We start from the raw sequence: 14,276 nt of genomic DNA, 5'->3' as shown, positions 1-14,276 counted from the left end.
GTCACCGTTGACCACCGCCGACGCCGGCACCACAGCAGCACCGGTGCCGACCCAGTCCACGTACCAAAGCCGGGTCGCGGACTACTGGAACGCCGAAGAGAACCCGGTCAACCTCGACCTCGGACAGCTCGACGACCTGTACCACCACCACTACGGAATCGGCGGGGCCGACGAGTCCGTGCTCGACGAGCCCGATCCCGTCCGGCGCCGGGAGCGGCTCACCGCCGAACTGCACCGCCTGGAGCACACGCAGGCCGAACTCCTCGCCTCCCACCTCGGCCAACTCACCCCGGACGACCGGGTGTTCGACGCGGGCTGCGGGCGCGGTGGCGGCAGCGTAGTGGCGCATCTGCGGTACGGCTGCCGGGCCGACGGGGTCACGATCTCCGCCAAGCAGGCCGAGTTCGCCAACACGCAGGCCCGCAAGCGGGGTATCGACGGCCAGGTGCGCTATCACCACCGCAACATGCTCGACACCGGCTTCCCGACAGGGGAGTTCGCCGCGTCCTGGAACAACGAGTCCACGATGTATGTGGAGTTGGACCTCCTGTTCGCCGAGCACGCCCGGCTGCTGCGCCGCGGCGGACGCTATGTGGTGATCACCGGCTGCTACAACGACACGTACGGCCGGGCCTCGCGCGAGGTGTCCCTCATCAACGCCCACTACATCTGCGACATCCACCCCAGGTCGGAGTACTTCCGGGCGATGGCCCGCAACCGGCTGGTGCCCGTCCACGTCCAGGACCTCACCGAGGACACCATCCCCTACTGGGCGCTGCGCAAGCGGGCCGACCACCTGGTGACGGGGATCGAGGACACGTTCCTCGACGCCTACCGCAACGGCAGTTTCCAGTATCTGCTGATCGCGGCCGACCGGGTCTGAGGCTCAGCGCCCGGCGATCCGGGAGGCCGTCTCCGGGAGGCCGGGCACCGGGTCGAGCAGGTCCAGCGCACGGTGCGCGCGGCGCAGACCACGGCGAACCCCGCTTCGCGCTCCAGCACCCGGCGGCGGAAACACAGCACCAGGTTGAGGCCGGTGGAGTCGATGAACGTGGTGCGGCGCAGATCGACGACGTAGGCGGGCGCGCTCAGCGCCACCACCGAGTCCAGCCACTCGCGCAGCGGGGTGGCGGTCGCGAGGTCGACATCGCCGTGCAGGTCGACGACCAGCAGGCCGTCCGGGGCACCCAGCAGGGCGTGTTCGCCGGGTGCGGGCCAGGCCGGGGCGGGTACTAGCTCCGGGCCGTTCTCGCGCAAGGTGCTCCGTCCTCATTCATGCCTTTCGCGCGTCGGCGCGCGATCCGGCGCGGGTCCGTGCGCCGGCTTCGACATCCCCGCACCGCACGAGCCCGCGCCGGAACTACCCCCGAGCAGCTCCCCCTTGAACCGTGGGTACCAACTGTTCCACCTTCGCCACATGGTCGGGGCATCAACGCCCGCTCATCGGCGACACAACGAGCGGGCAGCAGTTGGGCCAGGTGATCCGGAACGCGAGGGATTCACCGTCACCTGGGCCATGGGCACCCGCGCCGGAAAGGGCCGAGATCGAGGACGTCGGAGGCGGACGCGCTCACCGCGACCGCCTCCGACGTCTTCGACGTGGTCCTGTGCGACCTGGGCCTGCCCGACACCGACGGCTACACGGTGTCCCGCACGGTACGCGCCCGCCCGCACGGCACCCGCCCCCGTCTGATCGCGGTCTCCGGCTTCAGCCAGGGCACCGACCGCTCGCTGTCCCGGGCGGCCGGCTTCGACGCCCATCTCGCCGTGCCGCTCCCGCTGACCGACCTGCTGGAGTTCCTGGAGAGTCCCGAGTAGCCGGGCGTCTTCCTCCCGCCGCCGGCGTATGCGGAGAGCCCGGGATCTCACTCGGGTGATCGGCGCCCGGTCCCCAGCTCCGTCTCGATGAGGCGGTTGAGGTGGCGGCGGGCGTCCTGGGTGCTCAACGGGGGTGCCTGGCGCAGCCGTTGCAGGGCGAGGCCGTCGGCGAGGGCGGCGAAGCGGACCGTGAAGCCGTCGAGGTCGTCGGCGTCGAACTCGCCGTCGGTGACGCCCCGTTGGGCCAGTGCGCGGATCTGCTGGTGCCAGGTCTCGTAGCGGTGGGCCTGGCCACCGCTGAAGGCCGCGTCCGTGCCCTGCTCGCCCGCGTTCCAGTAGTCGAACCACATGCGCCAGTGCCGGTCGGTGTCCTCGGTGAACAGCGCGTCGACGAGCAGCCGCAGCGCCTCGGCCCCGCTCGTCGCCTGCTCGGCCGCCTCGTTCAACTCGGCGTAGTAGCGCTCGATATGGAGGACCATCGCCTCGGAGAGGATCTCCTGCACACTGCCGAAGTGGTACGTGACGGTGCCGACGGAGACCCCGGCCGCCGCCGCCACGTCCCGGACGCCGACGGCGGCGTAACCGCGTTCCGCTATCAACGGGACGGCCGCCTCGACGATGAGCCGGCGGCGCACCTCGGTGGGCTGCCGGGTCCGGTCGGCGGCGGCGACGGCACGACGCGGGGACTTGGTGGCCGGCTGGGGCTGCTTGGCGGCCGTCATCCCGACGTCCTCGGGGTGGTGCGGTGCCATGCTCGCTCGGCCACTGTCTCTCCGTTCGCCCTTGCTTCGACGCGACTGTCCATGACGAAGTCCGCGGCCGTGGCGCGCAGCTCCGTCCGCGCCATGATCTCAGCGTCGTAGTCGTCCCCGCGTCGCAACCGGATCCGCCACTCCGACACGGCGTGCGCGGAGAGCGGGTCGTCGCCGCGGATGCGGTACGTCTCCCGCGCGCTCTCCTCGTACCGCAGCCCGTCCGGATACGTCCGAGATCCCCCGTAGTTGGGGTCGACCTCCAGCGTCCACTCGCCCTTGGCGACGTCGTGCGTGACGAGTCGCTCGGGGGTGGGTTCGGCGGGCCGGTCGTAGGTCACGTCGAGCGGCGTCGCCTGTTCGGGCTCCTCGAAGCGGATCGGCGGCTCCTCTCCGCCTTCCCGCAGGGGCAGTTGTACGGCGCTCTCGGCCGGGACGACGCGCAACTCGCCGCGCTCGCCGTGCGGCCAGACCCACGGCCAGTAGGTGTCGGAGACGGCGAGCCGGACGCGGTGGCCGGGCGGGATGGCGTAGCCGATGCCGGTCAGCTCGAACTCGACGTCCTCGTACGTCCCCGGTGTCCACTCGACGGCCCGGTCACGGCCGTGCCTGCTCAGCAGGTTGAGCACGCCCCGGGTGACGAGCGTGGACGAGCCGTCCGGTGCCACGTCGCACAGCCGGGCGATGACGTGGGCGCGCGGGGTGCCGCTGTCGAGGCGGAGCCGGACGCGCGGGCGGCCGAGGATCTCGACGCGTTCGGTGAGCGGTTCGGAGTCGAAGCACGCCGAACGGCCGTCCTCCTCCCGCTGGTCCGGCGGCAGGTCGCTCGCGTTGCCGAAGGGGAAGAAGCGTCCGGCGTCGAGACCGGTGTGCTGCGGTGAGCGCACGAGGACGGGGTCCGCGCTCGCACCGAGCGGACGTGAGTCCCAACTGACCTTCTGGCTCGGCCACTTGGCGTCACCCACCCAACGGCCGGGCAGCACGTCGTACGACGTGGTCGGTGGGATCGGGTCGGTGATCCAGGCCCGCAGCAGCGGCTCCGCCATCGCTCCCGTGTCGATGCCCTTGAGGTGCTGGTCCCACCAGCGCAGGGTCTCCTGGAGGAAGCCGATCGCGGGGCCGGGCGGCAGTCCCCGGTCGGGGTACTGGTGCGACCAGGGGCCGACGATGCCCCGGACGCGGTCCTCGGGCAGGTGCTCGACGAGTCGCAACACGGCGTCCCGGTACGGGTCGTTCCAGCCGCCGACCGCGAGGACGGCCGCGTCGATGGCGGTGTAGTCCTCGCAGACGCTGCCGTGCTTCCAGTAGTCGTCGCGCTGTTGGTGTGCGAGCCAGGTGTGCAGGAAGGGTTCGAGGGCGTCGAGACGCTCGCGCCACATCGGCACCCAGCGGTCCGTGCCGACGCCGGCCGGGTCCGGCGGGCGGGACGCGAAGGCGAGCATCGTGCCCGCCCAGGCGAGCATGTCGATGCCGAGGACGGCGCCGCCCGTGTAGTGGACGTCGTTGTCGTACCGGTCGTCGGTCGAGCAGACGGTGACGATCGCCTTGAGCGGTTCGGGCGCGAGAGCGGCGATCTGGAGAGCGTTGAAACCGCCCCACGAGATGCCGAACATGCCGACCTTGCCGGTGCACCAGGCTTGCTCGGCAAGCCAGTTGACGACGTCGACGCCGTCCGCGAGTTCCTGCGCGTCGTACTCGTCGCCGGGCAGGCCCTCGCTGTCGCCGTGGCCCCGGATGTCGACGCGGACGGAGGCGTAACCGTGTCCTGCGTACCAGGGGTGGCGCTGGGCGTCGCGCGGTGCGGTCCAGTCGCTCTTGCGGTACGGGAGGTATTCGAGCAGCGCGGGCACGGGGTCCGACTCGGCGTCATCGGGCCGCCAGACGCGGGCGTGCAGCCGGGTCCTTCCGTCCCGGGTGGGGATCCAGACGTCCTCGCGGACGACCCGGCGCTCGAACTGCTCGCGGTACTTCACAAAGCTCCTTCCGCCACAGGGGCGTTGAGGGGACGCCAGCGCCGGACGCGGTGGCCGTCGTCGCCGTTCTCGGTCCAGATGTCGTCCCCGTCGACCGCGTCGGCCCAGTCGGCGGTGTCGTCGACGTAGGGCCGCGCGTCGGGGTCGGGTTCGAGGGCGGCGGCCATGAGTTGGCGGGTGTAGGGGTGCTGGGGGTCGGCGAAGACGGTCTCCGTCGGGCCTTCCTCGACGACGACTCCGTGGCGCAGTACGACGACCCGGTCCGCGATGCCCCGTACGACGGCGAGGTCGTGGCTGATGAACAGGCACGCCAGGTCGCGTTCGCGCCGCAGGTCGTCGAGGAGCCGGAGCACATCGGCCTGGACGGATACGTCCAAGGCCGTGGTGATCTCGTCGGCGATCAGGACGTCCGGTTCGCCCGCCAACGCCCTTGCGATGCCTATGCGTTGACGCTGGCCGCCGGAGAGCTGCGCGGGCAGGCGGTCGGCGAGGGCCGGGTCGAGACGTACGTCGGAGATGAGTCGGCGGGCCCGCTCGGTCGCCTCCGTGCGGTCGGTCACCGTACCGAAGAAGCGCAGGGGGTGGCGGACCGCGTCGCCCACGGAACGGCGGGGGTTGAGGGAGGTGTCGGCGTTCTGGAAGACGAGTTGCACCCTGCGGCGCAGGGACAGCGGTCGTTGCTGCGCGGGGCGGGCCAGGTCGCCGTCGGCGTGTTTCATCGTGCCACCGGACGGGGTGCGCAGCCCGGCCAGACTCCACGCGAGGGTGGACTTGCCGCTGCCCGACTCGCCCACGAGGGCGAGGACTTCACCGCGCCGGACGTCGAAGGACACACCGTGGACTGCGCGAGTGCTGCCGTAGTCGATGGTGATGTCCTGTGCGGAGACGGCCACGGGGGCGTCGGCGGGGACTTCGGCCCGGGGCCTGACCTCCCGCTCCCCCGCCTCGCCGACGACGGCGAGCCCGGCGTCGTCGAGGCGCGGCACGCTCGCCAACAGGCGTCGTGTGTACGGGTCTTGGGGCTGTGAGAACAACTGTCGCGTGGGTGCCGACTCCACCACTCGCCCGGACCGCAGGACGGTCACCTCGTCGGCCATGTGGGCGACGACGCCGAGGTCGTGGCTCACCAGGACCGCGGCGAGGCCGAGTTCGTCGCGCAGGGCGGCGATCAGGTCGAGGACGCTGCGCTGGGTGACGACGTCGAGGCCGGTCGTCGGCTCGTCGAGGACCAGGACCTTGGGGCGGGCCGCGATGGCCATGGCGATGGCGACGCGCTGCTGCTGGCCGCCGGAGAGTTCGTGCGGGTAGCGGCGGGCGAGTTCGGCGGGGTTCGGCAGCCGGACCTGTTCGAGGAGGTCGACGACGGGGACGTCACCGCCCGCCTCGGCGATCTGCCGACCGATGCGCATGGAGGGGGTGAGGGCGTGGCCGGCGTTCTGGCCGACCATGGCGACCGTTCCGCCGCGCAGCTGTCGCAACTCCCGTGCGGGCAGAGCGAATACGTCGGCGCCGGACACCTGGACCGAGCCCCCGGTGATCCGGGAGCCGTGCCGCAGGTGTCCGAGGAGGGTCGCGGCGATGGTCGACTTGCCGCTGCCGGACTCGCCGACGAGGGCGTGAGTCCGCCCCTCGGCGACGTCCAGGGACACCTCGTGCACGACGGGCACGTCCTCGCCGCCCGAACGGTAGGCCACGGAGAGGGAGTTGACGGACACGATCGAGGCCATCAGGAGCCCTCCCTGATCCGGTCGACGCCCCACGCCTTGGACAGGCCGTCGGCCGCGAGGTTGAGCCCGACCACGAGGGTGGCCAGGGCGATGATGGGGGCGATGCTGGCCATCGGGACGACGGTGATGGCGGTGCGGTTCTCGGCGACCATCAGACCCCAGTCGGGGGTGGGCGGGTCGGCGCCGAAGCCGAGGAAGGACAGCGAGGAGATCAGCAGTACGACCCAGGAGGCCCGCATCGCGAACTCCACGCACACCACGTCGGTGATGTTCGGGAGGATCTCCCGGCGCAGGATCGACCAGGTGCTCTCGCCGCGGGCGCGGGCCGCGGTCACGTAGTCGGCGGGGACGACCGCGAGGGCGGCGCCGCGCACGACACGGACGACCTGCGGGACGTAGGTGATCGCGACGGCGAGGACGATGACCGCCGGGCCGGTACCCAGGGCGGTGACGATGACGAGGAGTGCCAGGACGGAGGGGATGGACAGGATCGCGTCCAGGATCCGGCCCAGTACGTCGTCGAACCAGCCGCCGCGCAGGGCCGCCGCGCAGCCGATGACCGTGCCGAGGGCGACGGTGATCAGGGTCGCGGTGACGGAGATGCCGAGGGCATACCGGCCGCCGTAGAGGACGCGGGCGAGGACGTCCCGGCCGTACTGGTCGGTGCCGGCCCAGTGGCTCCAACTCGACCCGAGGAGAGCGTGGTCGGCGTCGTTGGCGATCGGGTCGTAGGAGGTGAGGAGGGGGGCGAGCAGCGCGATCAGGACGTGCACGGCGACGATCGCGAGGCCGACGAGTGCCGTGCGGGAACTGCTCACGGTGCGCCAGGCGCGGACGGTGCGGGCGCCTCGTACGGTGGTCGGCGCGGCGGTGTCGAGCGTGGTCATCGAGTCCTCCCTCGGGTGCGGAGCCTGGGGTTGAGGGCCATGGTGGCGAGGTCGGCCGCGAGGTTGCAGACGACGTAGACGACCGCGCTGATGAGGGCGATGGCCTGGATGGTGGGCAGGTCGCGGTTCTGCACCGAGGACAGCATCAGCTTGCCGATGCCCGGGTAGTTGAAGACGTTCTCGACCACCGCGACCCCGCCGACCAGCCACGCGACGTTGAGCGCGATGACGTGCAGGGTGGGCAACAGGGCGCTGGGCAGGGCGTGTCGGGTGACGACCCGCCAGGTGGAGAGGCCCTTGAGGCGGGCGGTGGTGACGTACTCGGTGGCCATCACGTCGATGACCGAGGTGCGGGCCATGCGGACGATGTACGCGGCCATCACCACGGCGAGCGCGAGGGCGGGAAGCCATACGGCGGGAAGGAGTTGGGAGACGGTGGCGTCGGGGCCGTAGAGGACGACCGCGGGGAACCACGGGAGGGCGACCGAGAAGCACAGGACGAGGACCGTGGCCACGACGAACTCGGGGACGCTCATGCCGACGAGGCTGACGGTGGAGATGACGTGGTCGGGCCAGCGGTCGCGGTAGAGGCCCGCGAGGATGCCGAGGACGATCGAGCCGGTGACCGCGAAGAGGACCGTGACGACGGCGATCAGCGCGGAGTTGCCGAGATACATGGACACTTCGCCGCCGACGGCCTTGCCGGAGACGAGAGAGGTGCCGAAGTCGCCGTGCAGGGCGCCCCAGACCCAGTCCCAGTACCGCTCCCAGGCCGGCCGGTCGAGCTTCAGCTTCTCGCGCAGGGCCGCCACCGCGTCGGGGGTCGCGTCCTTGCCGAGGATCTGGGTGGCGACGTCGCCGGGCAGCGCCTGGACGGCGAGGAAGACGAGGATGGAGGAGAGGAAGAGGGTGCCGACGGCCGCCGCGATACGGCGGGTTATGAAGGAGAGCATGGTCAGGCTCCCTTCAGGCCGATGTTGAGGTAGTCGAACTCGAAGCCGTGCTCGGCGTATCCGCGCACCTTGCGGGAGATGCCGACGAGCCGGTCGGCGAACATCGGGGTCATCGCCCCGCCTCTCTCGATCACCAACGTCTGCGCCTCGCCGTAGAGTTCGCGCCGCTTGGTGTCGTCGATCTCGGCGCGGGCCCTGTCGAGCACCGCGTCGAACTGTTTGTCGGACCAGGCGGTCTCGTTGTAGGAGGAGCCGCTGCGGAAGATCTGCGTGAAGAGTTGGTCGACGGGCCGGCCCGTGAACCAGTAGGTGGCCATCAGCGGCTTCTTCATCCAGATCTGCGTGTAGTACGAGTCCGCGGAGGCCGTCTTGACCTTGATCCGGATACCGGCGCGCTTGGCCGAGTCCTGGTAGGCGAGCGCCATCGGCGTGAACAGCGGGTCGTAGGAGGAGGTGTAGAGGTCCATCGCCAGACCCTCGTGGCCCGCCTGTCTCAGGAGGTACTTCGCCTTCTCCGGGTCGTGCTTCGGATGCGCGGAGATGTACGCGGGGTCGCTCGGCGGCACCGGGTTGTCCCAGCCGGGGGTGCCCGCGCCCTGGAGGGCGACCTTGACCACGTGCTCGGGGTCGTAGGCGAGCTTCATCGCCTGGCGGACGCGGACGTCGGTGAAGGGCTTCTCGGTGGTGAGCATCGGGAGGACGTACCACTGGGCGTCCTTCACGCGGGCGATGGTCGCGCGGTCCGAGGCGGCGACCACACGGGCGGTCGCGAAGTCGAGGTTGGTCTGCGAGAGCAGGTCAACTTGGCCTGCCAGTAGGGCATTTGAGCGGGCCGACATGTCGGCGACCGAGTAGAAGGCGATCGCGTCGAGGACGGGGCGGCCCGCGAAGTGGTCCTTGTAGGCGATGACGCGGCCGGGGCCCGCCGGTGCGAACGACTCCAGCTTGAAAGGGCCGGTGCCGATGCCGGTGCGGCCGATGGACTTCGCGCTGCCGTCGGGGATGACGTAGCAGTTGTAGTGCGTCAGCAGGCTCGGGAACTCGGCGTTCGGGCTCTTCAGCGGGACGACGAGGGTGTGGGCGTCGGGCGTGCCCAGCTTCGCGGGGTCGATGAGCGGGGCGAGGACCGCGGCCTGCGGTGACGCCGTCGCCTTGTCGAGGATGTGGCGCAGCGTGTAGGCGGCGTCGGCGGAGGTGAAGGCGCGGCCGTTGTGGAAGGCGACACCCTTGCGGAGCCGAAAGGTCCAGGTGCGGGCCTTGGCGTCGGTCTCCCAGGACTCGGCGAGGTCGGGGGCCAGCTCACCGTTCGCGGCGACGCGGACGAGCCGGTTATAGAGGGCGCCCAGGTACTCGTACGCGGACAGCGAGCCGGCCGGGTCGAGGGTCTCGGCGTCGGAGGCGGGCGGTCGGGCGATGCGCAGGGTGCCGCCGCGGTCGGGGGCGCCCTTCGCGGCGGCGGCCGGCAGGACGGGAGCGGCCTCCGCCCCGGAACAGCCCGTCAGCAGCCAGGACCCGCCGAGCGCGGCGGCCGAGGCGACGCCCGCGGCGAGCACCGACCGGCGGCCCGGGTGGTGGATGTCGGACATGTACCGACCGTCCTTGTCGCTATTCGTTCAGCCGAACGATTGAGTGAAGTTGGTGAACGATAACGAGGGGATGGTTTCCCGCCAACCCTTTGGGCGCGGAAATTAACGTCCGAAACGCACTGGTTACGCGGAGGGGGTGTGCGGGGGTCGCGGGAACGGGCCGTGCGGTGGCTCCGGGGGCGGTCGCTCAGGCGGTATCGCTGAGGCGGTGGTCCCGGGCCCAGGGCGGCAGGGCCGTCGCCGCGAAGGCGAGGGATGTGCGGGCGTTGCCGCCGGAGGCCACGATGACGTGACCGAGGCCATGGTCGCCGCCCGAGAACCCGCCGACGACGGCCAGGGTGACGCCGGGGAGATCCGAGGGCAAGATCCAGAGGACGGGAGGTCCTGGCAGGGGCCTCAGGTGCTCAAGCCGATCCCTGGCCGTAGCGCCTGGACGTCGGCTCCGTACGGCAGGAGTCGTCGGACCCGCTGCGCTTCACCGCCCGCGCCCACCGCTTCGACGAAACGCCGGGCACGGCTGCGTCCGATGCGACGGGCATGATCGTGCGGCCCAACTGGTCGGTTGGGCCTCCTGCTTGGCTGAGGGCCGCGTCGGTGGTGCGGTCGTGCTGGCTGGGGCGGCTGGTCATGTCGCCCTCGCCGAGGACCCGTTGGCGGGTGCGTCCGCCTGTCCCTCGCCGGGTGGGTCCGGTCGGACGGACGACCCGGTGACTGGAGCGGGATCCTCGCATCGACGCCGACCCGCACCTGAAGGGCGCGGTCGATGGCTTCCGGAGCCGTGGCAGGGCGCTGAGCGCCGCCGAGGTGGCGGCGCTGGGCGCAGGCGTTCTCCACGTGACCGAAAGGCGGCCGGTCCGCCCGCCGACCCCGGCGTCACTCCCCCGCGAAGGCCTTCTCCAGTGCCGCGAGGTCGAACTTGCTCATCGCCATGAAGGACTCCGTCGCGCGGGCGACCTTCGCCGGGTCCGGGTCGGTGATCATCTCGATGAGCCGGCTGGGGACGACCTGCCAGGACACGCCGAACTTGTCCTTGAGCCAGCCGCAGGGGCCGGGCTCGCCGCCGTCGGTGAGCTTGGTCCAGTAGTAGTCGATGTCCTCCTGGTTCTCACACGGGATCTGGAAGGACACCGCCTCGGTGAACTTGAACTGCGGGCCGCCGTTCAGGCCGACGAACTTCTGGCCGAAGGCCGTGAACTCCACGGTGAGCACGGTGCCCGCCGGCAGCGGGGCGCCCTCGCCGTAGTGGCTGACGCGCCCGATGCTGGAGTTCTTGAAGATCGACACGTAGTGGTGGGCGGCTTCCTCGGCCTGGCCGTCGAACCAGAGACACGTGGTGAATCCGTCGGTGCGTGCGTCGGTGGTCATGAGCTCCTCCATGGGCTCCAGGTGCATCGAACACGGTCATCTGTATCGACCGGGTCGAGCCGCGAAACTCATCGGTCCGACGGCAGGACAATCCGGGGGCCGATCCCCCGCCCGGAACTAGTCTCGGATCCCATGACGTCCTCGCAGGCAGACAGCGTCCAGCCGTCCCCTACCGACCCGTCCCGCATCGACCCGTTCCGCATCGGCATCCCGCAGGCCGACCTCGACGACCTGCACGCCCGTCTCGACCGCACCCGCTGGCCCGACGAGCTGCCCGGCACCGGCTGGGCGTACGGCGTACCGGCCGGCTACCTGCGGGAGCTGGTCCGGTACTGGCGGCACACGTACGACTGGCGTGCGGCCGAGGCGGAGCTGAACGCGTGGCCGCAGTTCACGACCACCATCGACGGGTCGAAGGTCCACTTCGCGCACATCCGCTCCCCGGAACCGGACGCCACCCCGCTGATCCTCACCCACGGCTGGCCGGGCTCGATCGTCGAATTCGTGGACATCGTGGGCCTGTTGACCGATCCGGCAGCCCACGGCGGCGACCCCGCCGACGCCTTCCACGTCGTCGTACCCGGCATCCCCGGCTTCGGGCTGTCCGGGCCGCCGGCCGACACCGGCTGGGAGGCGGGCCGGATCGCCGACGCCTGGGCCGAGTTGATGCACCGGCTCGGCTACGAACGGTTCGGCGCACAGGGCGGCGACTGGGGCTCGGCGATCTCCCGCGAGCTGGGCCGCGCCCACCCCGACCGGGTCATCGGCGTCCACCTCAACCTGCTGCCGGGCGCGCAGGCCCTCACCGAACCCACCGCTGAAGAACTGGCCGCGCTCAGCCCCGAGGAGCGGGCGGACACCCAGGAATCCTGGCGCCGCTGGACCGCCTGGTCGCGCGAGGGCACCGGATACGCCGTCCTCCACGCCACCCGCCCGCAGACCCTGGCCTACGGCCTCACGGACTCGCCGGTCGGCCAACTCGCCTGGATCGTCGAGAAGTTCAGGGAGTGGACCGACTCGGAGGAGCTGCCCGAGGAGGCCGTCGACCGGGACCGGCTGCTCACCAACGTGATGCTGTACTGGCTGACGGGGACCGCCGGTTCGGCCGCCCGCATCTACTACGAGCGGGCCCACGCCACCGGCGCCCGGGCCGCCGCGCCCGCCCTCCCCTCGACCACCCCCACCGCGCTCGCCGTCTTCCCGGCCGAGATCCAGATCCCGCTCCGGCACAAGGCCGAGCGCACCGAGAACATCGTCCGCTGGACCAGGCTCGACCGGGGCGGCCACTTCGCCGCGATGGAGGAACCGGACCTGCTGGCAGCGGACGTACGGGCCTTCTTCCGGCAGCTGCGCGAGGAGGGCTCCGGCTGACCCCTCTGCTCACGGCGAATCTGCTGAGGGCCTAGAAACCCCCAGGCGGGGGCGTCGTCGGCCGACAGTGGAGACAGGTCACGACACTCGCGACACCCTCGACAAGGAGTGCCCATGTCTCCACTCACGGCCGGTTTCGCGCCGGGCCTCATGCCCCGCGCCGAGGAGGGCGACACCCCGTCCTCCCGCTTCGACGACCATCTCGCCGCCCAACTCCTCGGGCAGCGCATCGTGTTCCTCGGCACGCAGGTCGACGAGGTCTCCGCGAACCGGGTCTGCGCCCAGTTGCTGCTCCTGTCCGCGGAGGACCCGCGCACGGACATCAGCCTGTACATCAACAGCCCGGGCGGCTCGGTGACGGCGGGCCTCGCCATCTACGACACGATGCAGCTGATCCCGAACGACGTCGCCACGCTGACGATGGGCTTCGCGGCGAGCATGGGCCAGTTCCTGCTCAGCGTCGGCACCCACGGCAAGCGCTACGCCCTCCCCCACGCGCGGGTCATGATGCACCAGCCGTCCGCGGGCATCGGCGGCACCACCGCCGACATCGAGATCCAGGCGGAGAACCTGGACTTCACGAAGAGGACCATCGAACGGCTGACCGCCCAGCACACCGGCCAGAGCGAGGAGACCATCTCCCGCGACGGCGACCGCGACCGCTGGTTCACGGCCGAACAGGCCAAGGAGTACGGCATGGTGGACCGGGTCGTCGCCTCGCTGGACGACGTGCGCCCCGCCGCCTCCAAGCGACGGATGGGGCTCTGACATGGGGACGTACACGATTCCGAACGTCGTCGAACGGACCCCGAACGGCGAGCGTTCGTACGACGTGTTCAGCCGGCTGCTGTCCGAGCGGATCATCTTCCTCGGCACCGACATCGACGACGGCGTCGCCAACGTCGTCATCGCGCAACTCCTCCATCTGGAGTCGTCGGCCCCGGAGCGGGAGCTCGCGATCTACATCAACTCGCCCGGCGGATCGTTCACTTCACTGATGGCGATCTACGACACGATGACGTACGTGCAGGCCCCGATCTCGACGTTCTGCGTCGGTCAGGCCGCGTCGACGGCGGCCGTGCTGCTGGCCGGCGGGGACCCCGGACGGCGGTTCGTGCTGGAGCACGCGCGGGTGCTGCTCGGTCAGCCGGCGAGCGGCGGGCAGCGTGGCATGGTCTCGGATCTCGCCCTGCAGGCGAAGGAGATGGTGCGGATCCGCTCCCAGGTGGAGGAGGTGCTGTCCCGGCACACCCACCACGACATCGCCACGCTGCGCGCCGACATGGACCGGGACAAGGTGTTCACCGCGCAGGAGGCCGTGGCGTACGGCCTGGCCGACGAGGTGGTCAGCCGACGCCTCGGCCCGTCCTGAGCGGCGCCGTCAGGCGGCGACCAGACTGAGCTGCCCGTTGTACGGCGAAGTGACCCTGCCCTGACGCCTGTTGCGGTGCCGGCCCAGCTCGTCCCCGGCCAGCGACAGCAGGTCGCCGAGGTCGAGACCGAGGGCGTGGGCGGCGGCCGCGAGGACCTCCGAGGAGGCCTCCTTGCGGCCCCGCTCCACCTCCGAGAGATACGGCATGGAGATCCGGGCGGCGTCGGCCACGTCCTTCAACGTGCGTTCCTGCGCGAGGCGTTCGCGTCGTAGGACGTCACCGACCAGGTCGCGCCACAGGGGTTCCTTGGGCGCGGGAACCTGTGGCTCCGGCAGGTGAGGGGCCGGCTCGTGCGGGCGCAGCGGAATCACGCGGGCTTGGTTCGGCGCTTGGTTGCTCACCCCCTCAGACTAAAAGCCTTGGACGTGAGGGCAAGGGATCAGCATTCTGCCCTGGGGGGAATCGCCGATA

At 70.9% G+C, this 14,276-nt stretch carries 16 protein-coding genes; 5 read left to right on the top strand and 11 right to left on the bottom strand.

Annotation, left to right across the window (positions count from 1 at the left end):
• The first annotated feature begins 7 nt into the window (after positions 1-7).
• Positions 8-883 carry a geranyl diphosphate 2-C-methyltransferase gene (locus OG226_RS45895; protein WP_328685444.1) on the top strand — a complete coding sequence of 292 codons (876 nt, stop codon included), beginning with the start codon at positions 8-10 and terminating at the stop codon, positions 881-883.
• On the opposite strand, the gene OG226_RS45890 is transcribed toward OG226_RS45895, so the two are convergent.
• The gene (locus OG226_RS45890) at positions 832-1,257 is read right to left on the bottom strand and encodes an STAS domain-containing protein (RefSeq protein ID WP_328685443.1); all 426 of its coding nucleotides are present in this window, start codon (positions 1,255-1,257) and stop codon (positions 832-834) included. The genes OG226_RS45895 and OG226_RS45890 overlap by 52 nt on opposite strands.
• A 240-nt stretch (positions 1,258-1,497) precedes the next feature.
• Here OG226_RS45890 and OG226_RS45885 point away from each other — a divergent pair, with 240 nt between their 5' ends.
• Positions 1,498-1,818: a response regulator gene (locus OG226_RS45885; RefSeq protein ID WP_329353709.1), complete on the top strand. Its 321-nt coding sequence runs from the start codon at positions 1,498-1,500 to the stop codon at positions 1,816-1,818.
• A 47-nt stretch (positions 1,819-1,865) separates the two neighbouring features.
• On the opposite strand, the gene OG226_RS45880 is transcribed toward OG226_RS45885, so the two are convergent.
• The 9 genes from OG226_RS45880 to OG226_RS45840 all read right to left on the bottom strand — a co-directional run bounded on the left by OG226_RS45880 (position 1,866) and on the right by OG226_RS45840 (position 11,073).
• The gene (locus OG226_RS45880) at positions 1,866-2,570 is read right to left on the bottom strand and encodes a TetR/AcrR family transcriptional regulator (protein WP_328685442.1); all 705 of its coding nucleotides are present in this window, start codon (positions 2,568-2,570) and stop codon (positions 1,866-1,868) included.
• Positions 2,537-4,543 (bottom strand): CocE/NonD family hydrolase, encoded by a 2,007-nt coding sequence (locus tag OG226_RS45875; RefSeq protein ID WP_329352471.1) that lies wholly within the window; start codon positions 4,541-4,543, stop codon positions 2,537-2,539. The genes OG226_RS45880 and OG226_RS45875 overlap by 34 nt, the downstream gene beginning before the upstream one ends.
• Positions 4,540-6,270 (bottom strand): ABC transporter ATP-binding protein, encoded by a 1,731-nt coding sequence (locus tag OG226_RS45870; protein ID WP_328685440.1) that lies wholly within the window; start codon positions 6,268-6,270, stop codon positions 4,540-4,542. Before OG226_RS45870 ends, OG226_RS45875 begins: the two co-directional genes overlap by 4 nt.
• Positions 6,270-7,157, bottom strand: a complete 888-nt coding sequence (locus tag OG226_RS45865; RefSeq protein WP_328685439.1) for an ABC transporter permease — start codon at positions 7,155-7,157, stop codon at positions 6,270-6,272. Before OG226_RS45865 ends, OG226_RS45870 begins: the two co-directional genes overlap by 1 nt.
• Positions 7,154-8,110 carry an ABC transporter permease gene (locus OG226_RS45860; RefSeq protein ID WP_329352469.1) on the bottom strand — a complete coding sequence of 319 codons (957 nt, stop codon included), beginning with the start codon at positions 8,108-8,110 and terminating at the stop codon, positions 7,154-7,156. The genes OG226_RS45865 and OG226_RS45860 overlap by 4 nt, the downstream gene beginning before the upstream one ends.
• A 2-nt stretch (positions 8,111-8,112) precedes the next feature.
• Complete coding sequence (locus OG226_RS45855) at positions 8,113-9,696, bottom strand: ABC transporter substrate-binding protein (RefSeq protein WP_328685437.1); 1,584 nt, start codon at positions 9,694-9,696, stop codon at positions 8,113-8,115.
• Positions 9,697-9,883: 187 nt separating this feature from the next.
• Positions 9,884-10,060 (bottom strand): hypothetical protein, encoded by a 177-nt coding sequence (locus tag OG226_RS45850; protein ID WP_329352468.1) that lies wholly within the window; start codon positions 10,058-10,060, stop codon positions 9,884-9,886.
• 40 nt (positions 10,061-10,100) lie between these two features.
• Positions 10,101-10,325 carry a hypothetical protein gene (locus OG226_RS45845; RefSeq protein ID WP_329352467.1) on the bottom strand — a complete coding sequence of 75 codons (225 nt, stop codon included), beginning with the start codon at positions 10,323-10,325 and terminating at the stop codon, positions 10,101-10,103.
• Positions 10,326-10,569: 244 nt separating this feature from the next.
• On the bottom strand, positions 10,570-11,073 hold the full coding sequence (locus OG226_RS45840) for a VOC family protein (RefSeq protein WP_329352465.1): 504 nt from the start codon (positions 11,071-11,073) through the stop codon (positions 10,570-10,572).
• Positions 11,074-11,193: 120 nt separating this feature from the next.
• On the opposite strand from OG226_RS45840, the gene OG226_RS45835 reads away from it, so the two are divergent.
• From OG226_RS45835 to OG226_RS45825, 3 genes are all read left to right on the top strand, one after another.
• The gene (locus OG226_RS45835; RefSeq protein ID WP_329352463.1) at positions 11,194-12,432 is read left to right on the top strand and encodes an epoxide hydrolase family protein; all 1,239 of its coding nucleotides are present in this window, start codon (positions 11,194-11,196) and stop codon (positions 12,430-12,432) included.
• Positions 12,433-12,546: 114 nt separating this feature from the next.
• The gene (locus tag OG226_RS45830; protein WP_328685432.1) at positions 12,547-13,200 is read left to right on the top strand and encodes a ClpP family protease; all 654 of its coding nucleotides are present in this window, start codon (positions 12,547-12,549) and stop codon (positions 13,198-13,200) included.
• Between the two features lies 1 nt (position 13,201).
• On the top strand, positions 13,202-13,804 hold the full coding sequence (locus tag OG226_RS45825) for a ClpP family protease (protein WP_328685431.1): 603 nt from the start codon (positions 13,202-13,204) through the stop codon (positions 13,802-13,804).
• Between the two features lie 9 nt (positions 13,805-13,813).
• Here OG226_RS45825 and OG226_RS45820 read toward each other — a convergent pair whose 3' ends face one another.
• Positions 13,814-14,206, bottom strand: coding sequence for a helix-turn-helix domain-containing protein (locus OG226_RS45820; protein WP_328685430.1), 393 nt, complete (start codon positions 14,204-14,206; stop codon positions 13,814-13,816).
• Positions 14,207-14,276: the final 70 nt, after the last annotated feature.

This window comes from Streptomyces sp. NBC_01261 (assembly GCF_036226385.1).
Classification (GTDB): Bacteria; Actinomycetota; Actinomycetes; order Streptomycetales; family Streptomycetaceae; genus Streptomyces.
This window is presented reverse-complemented; position numbering and strand designations above follow the sequence as displayed.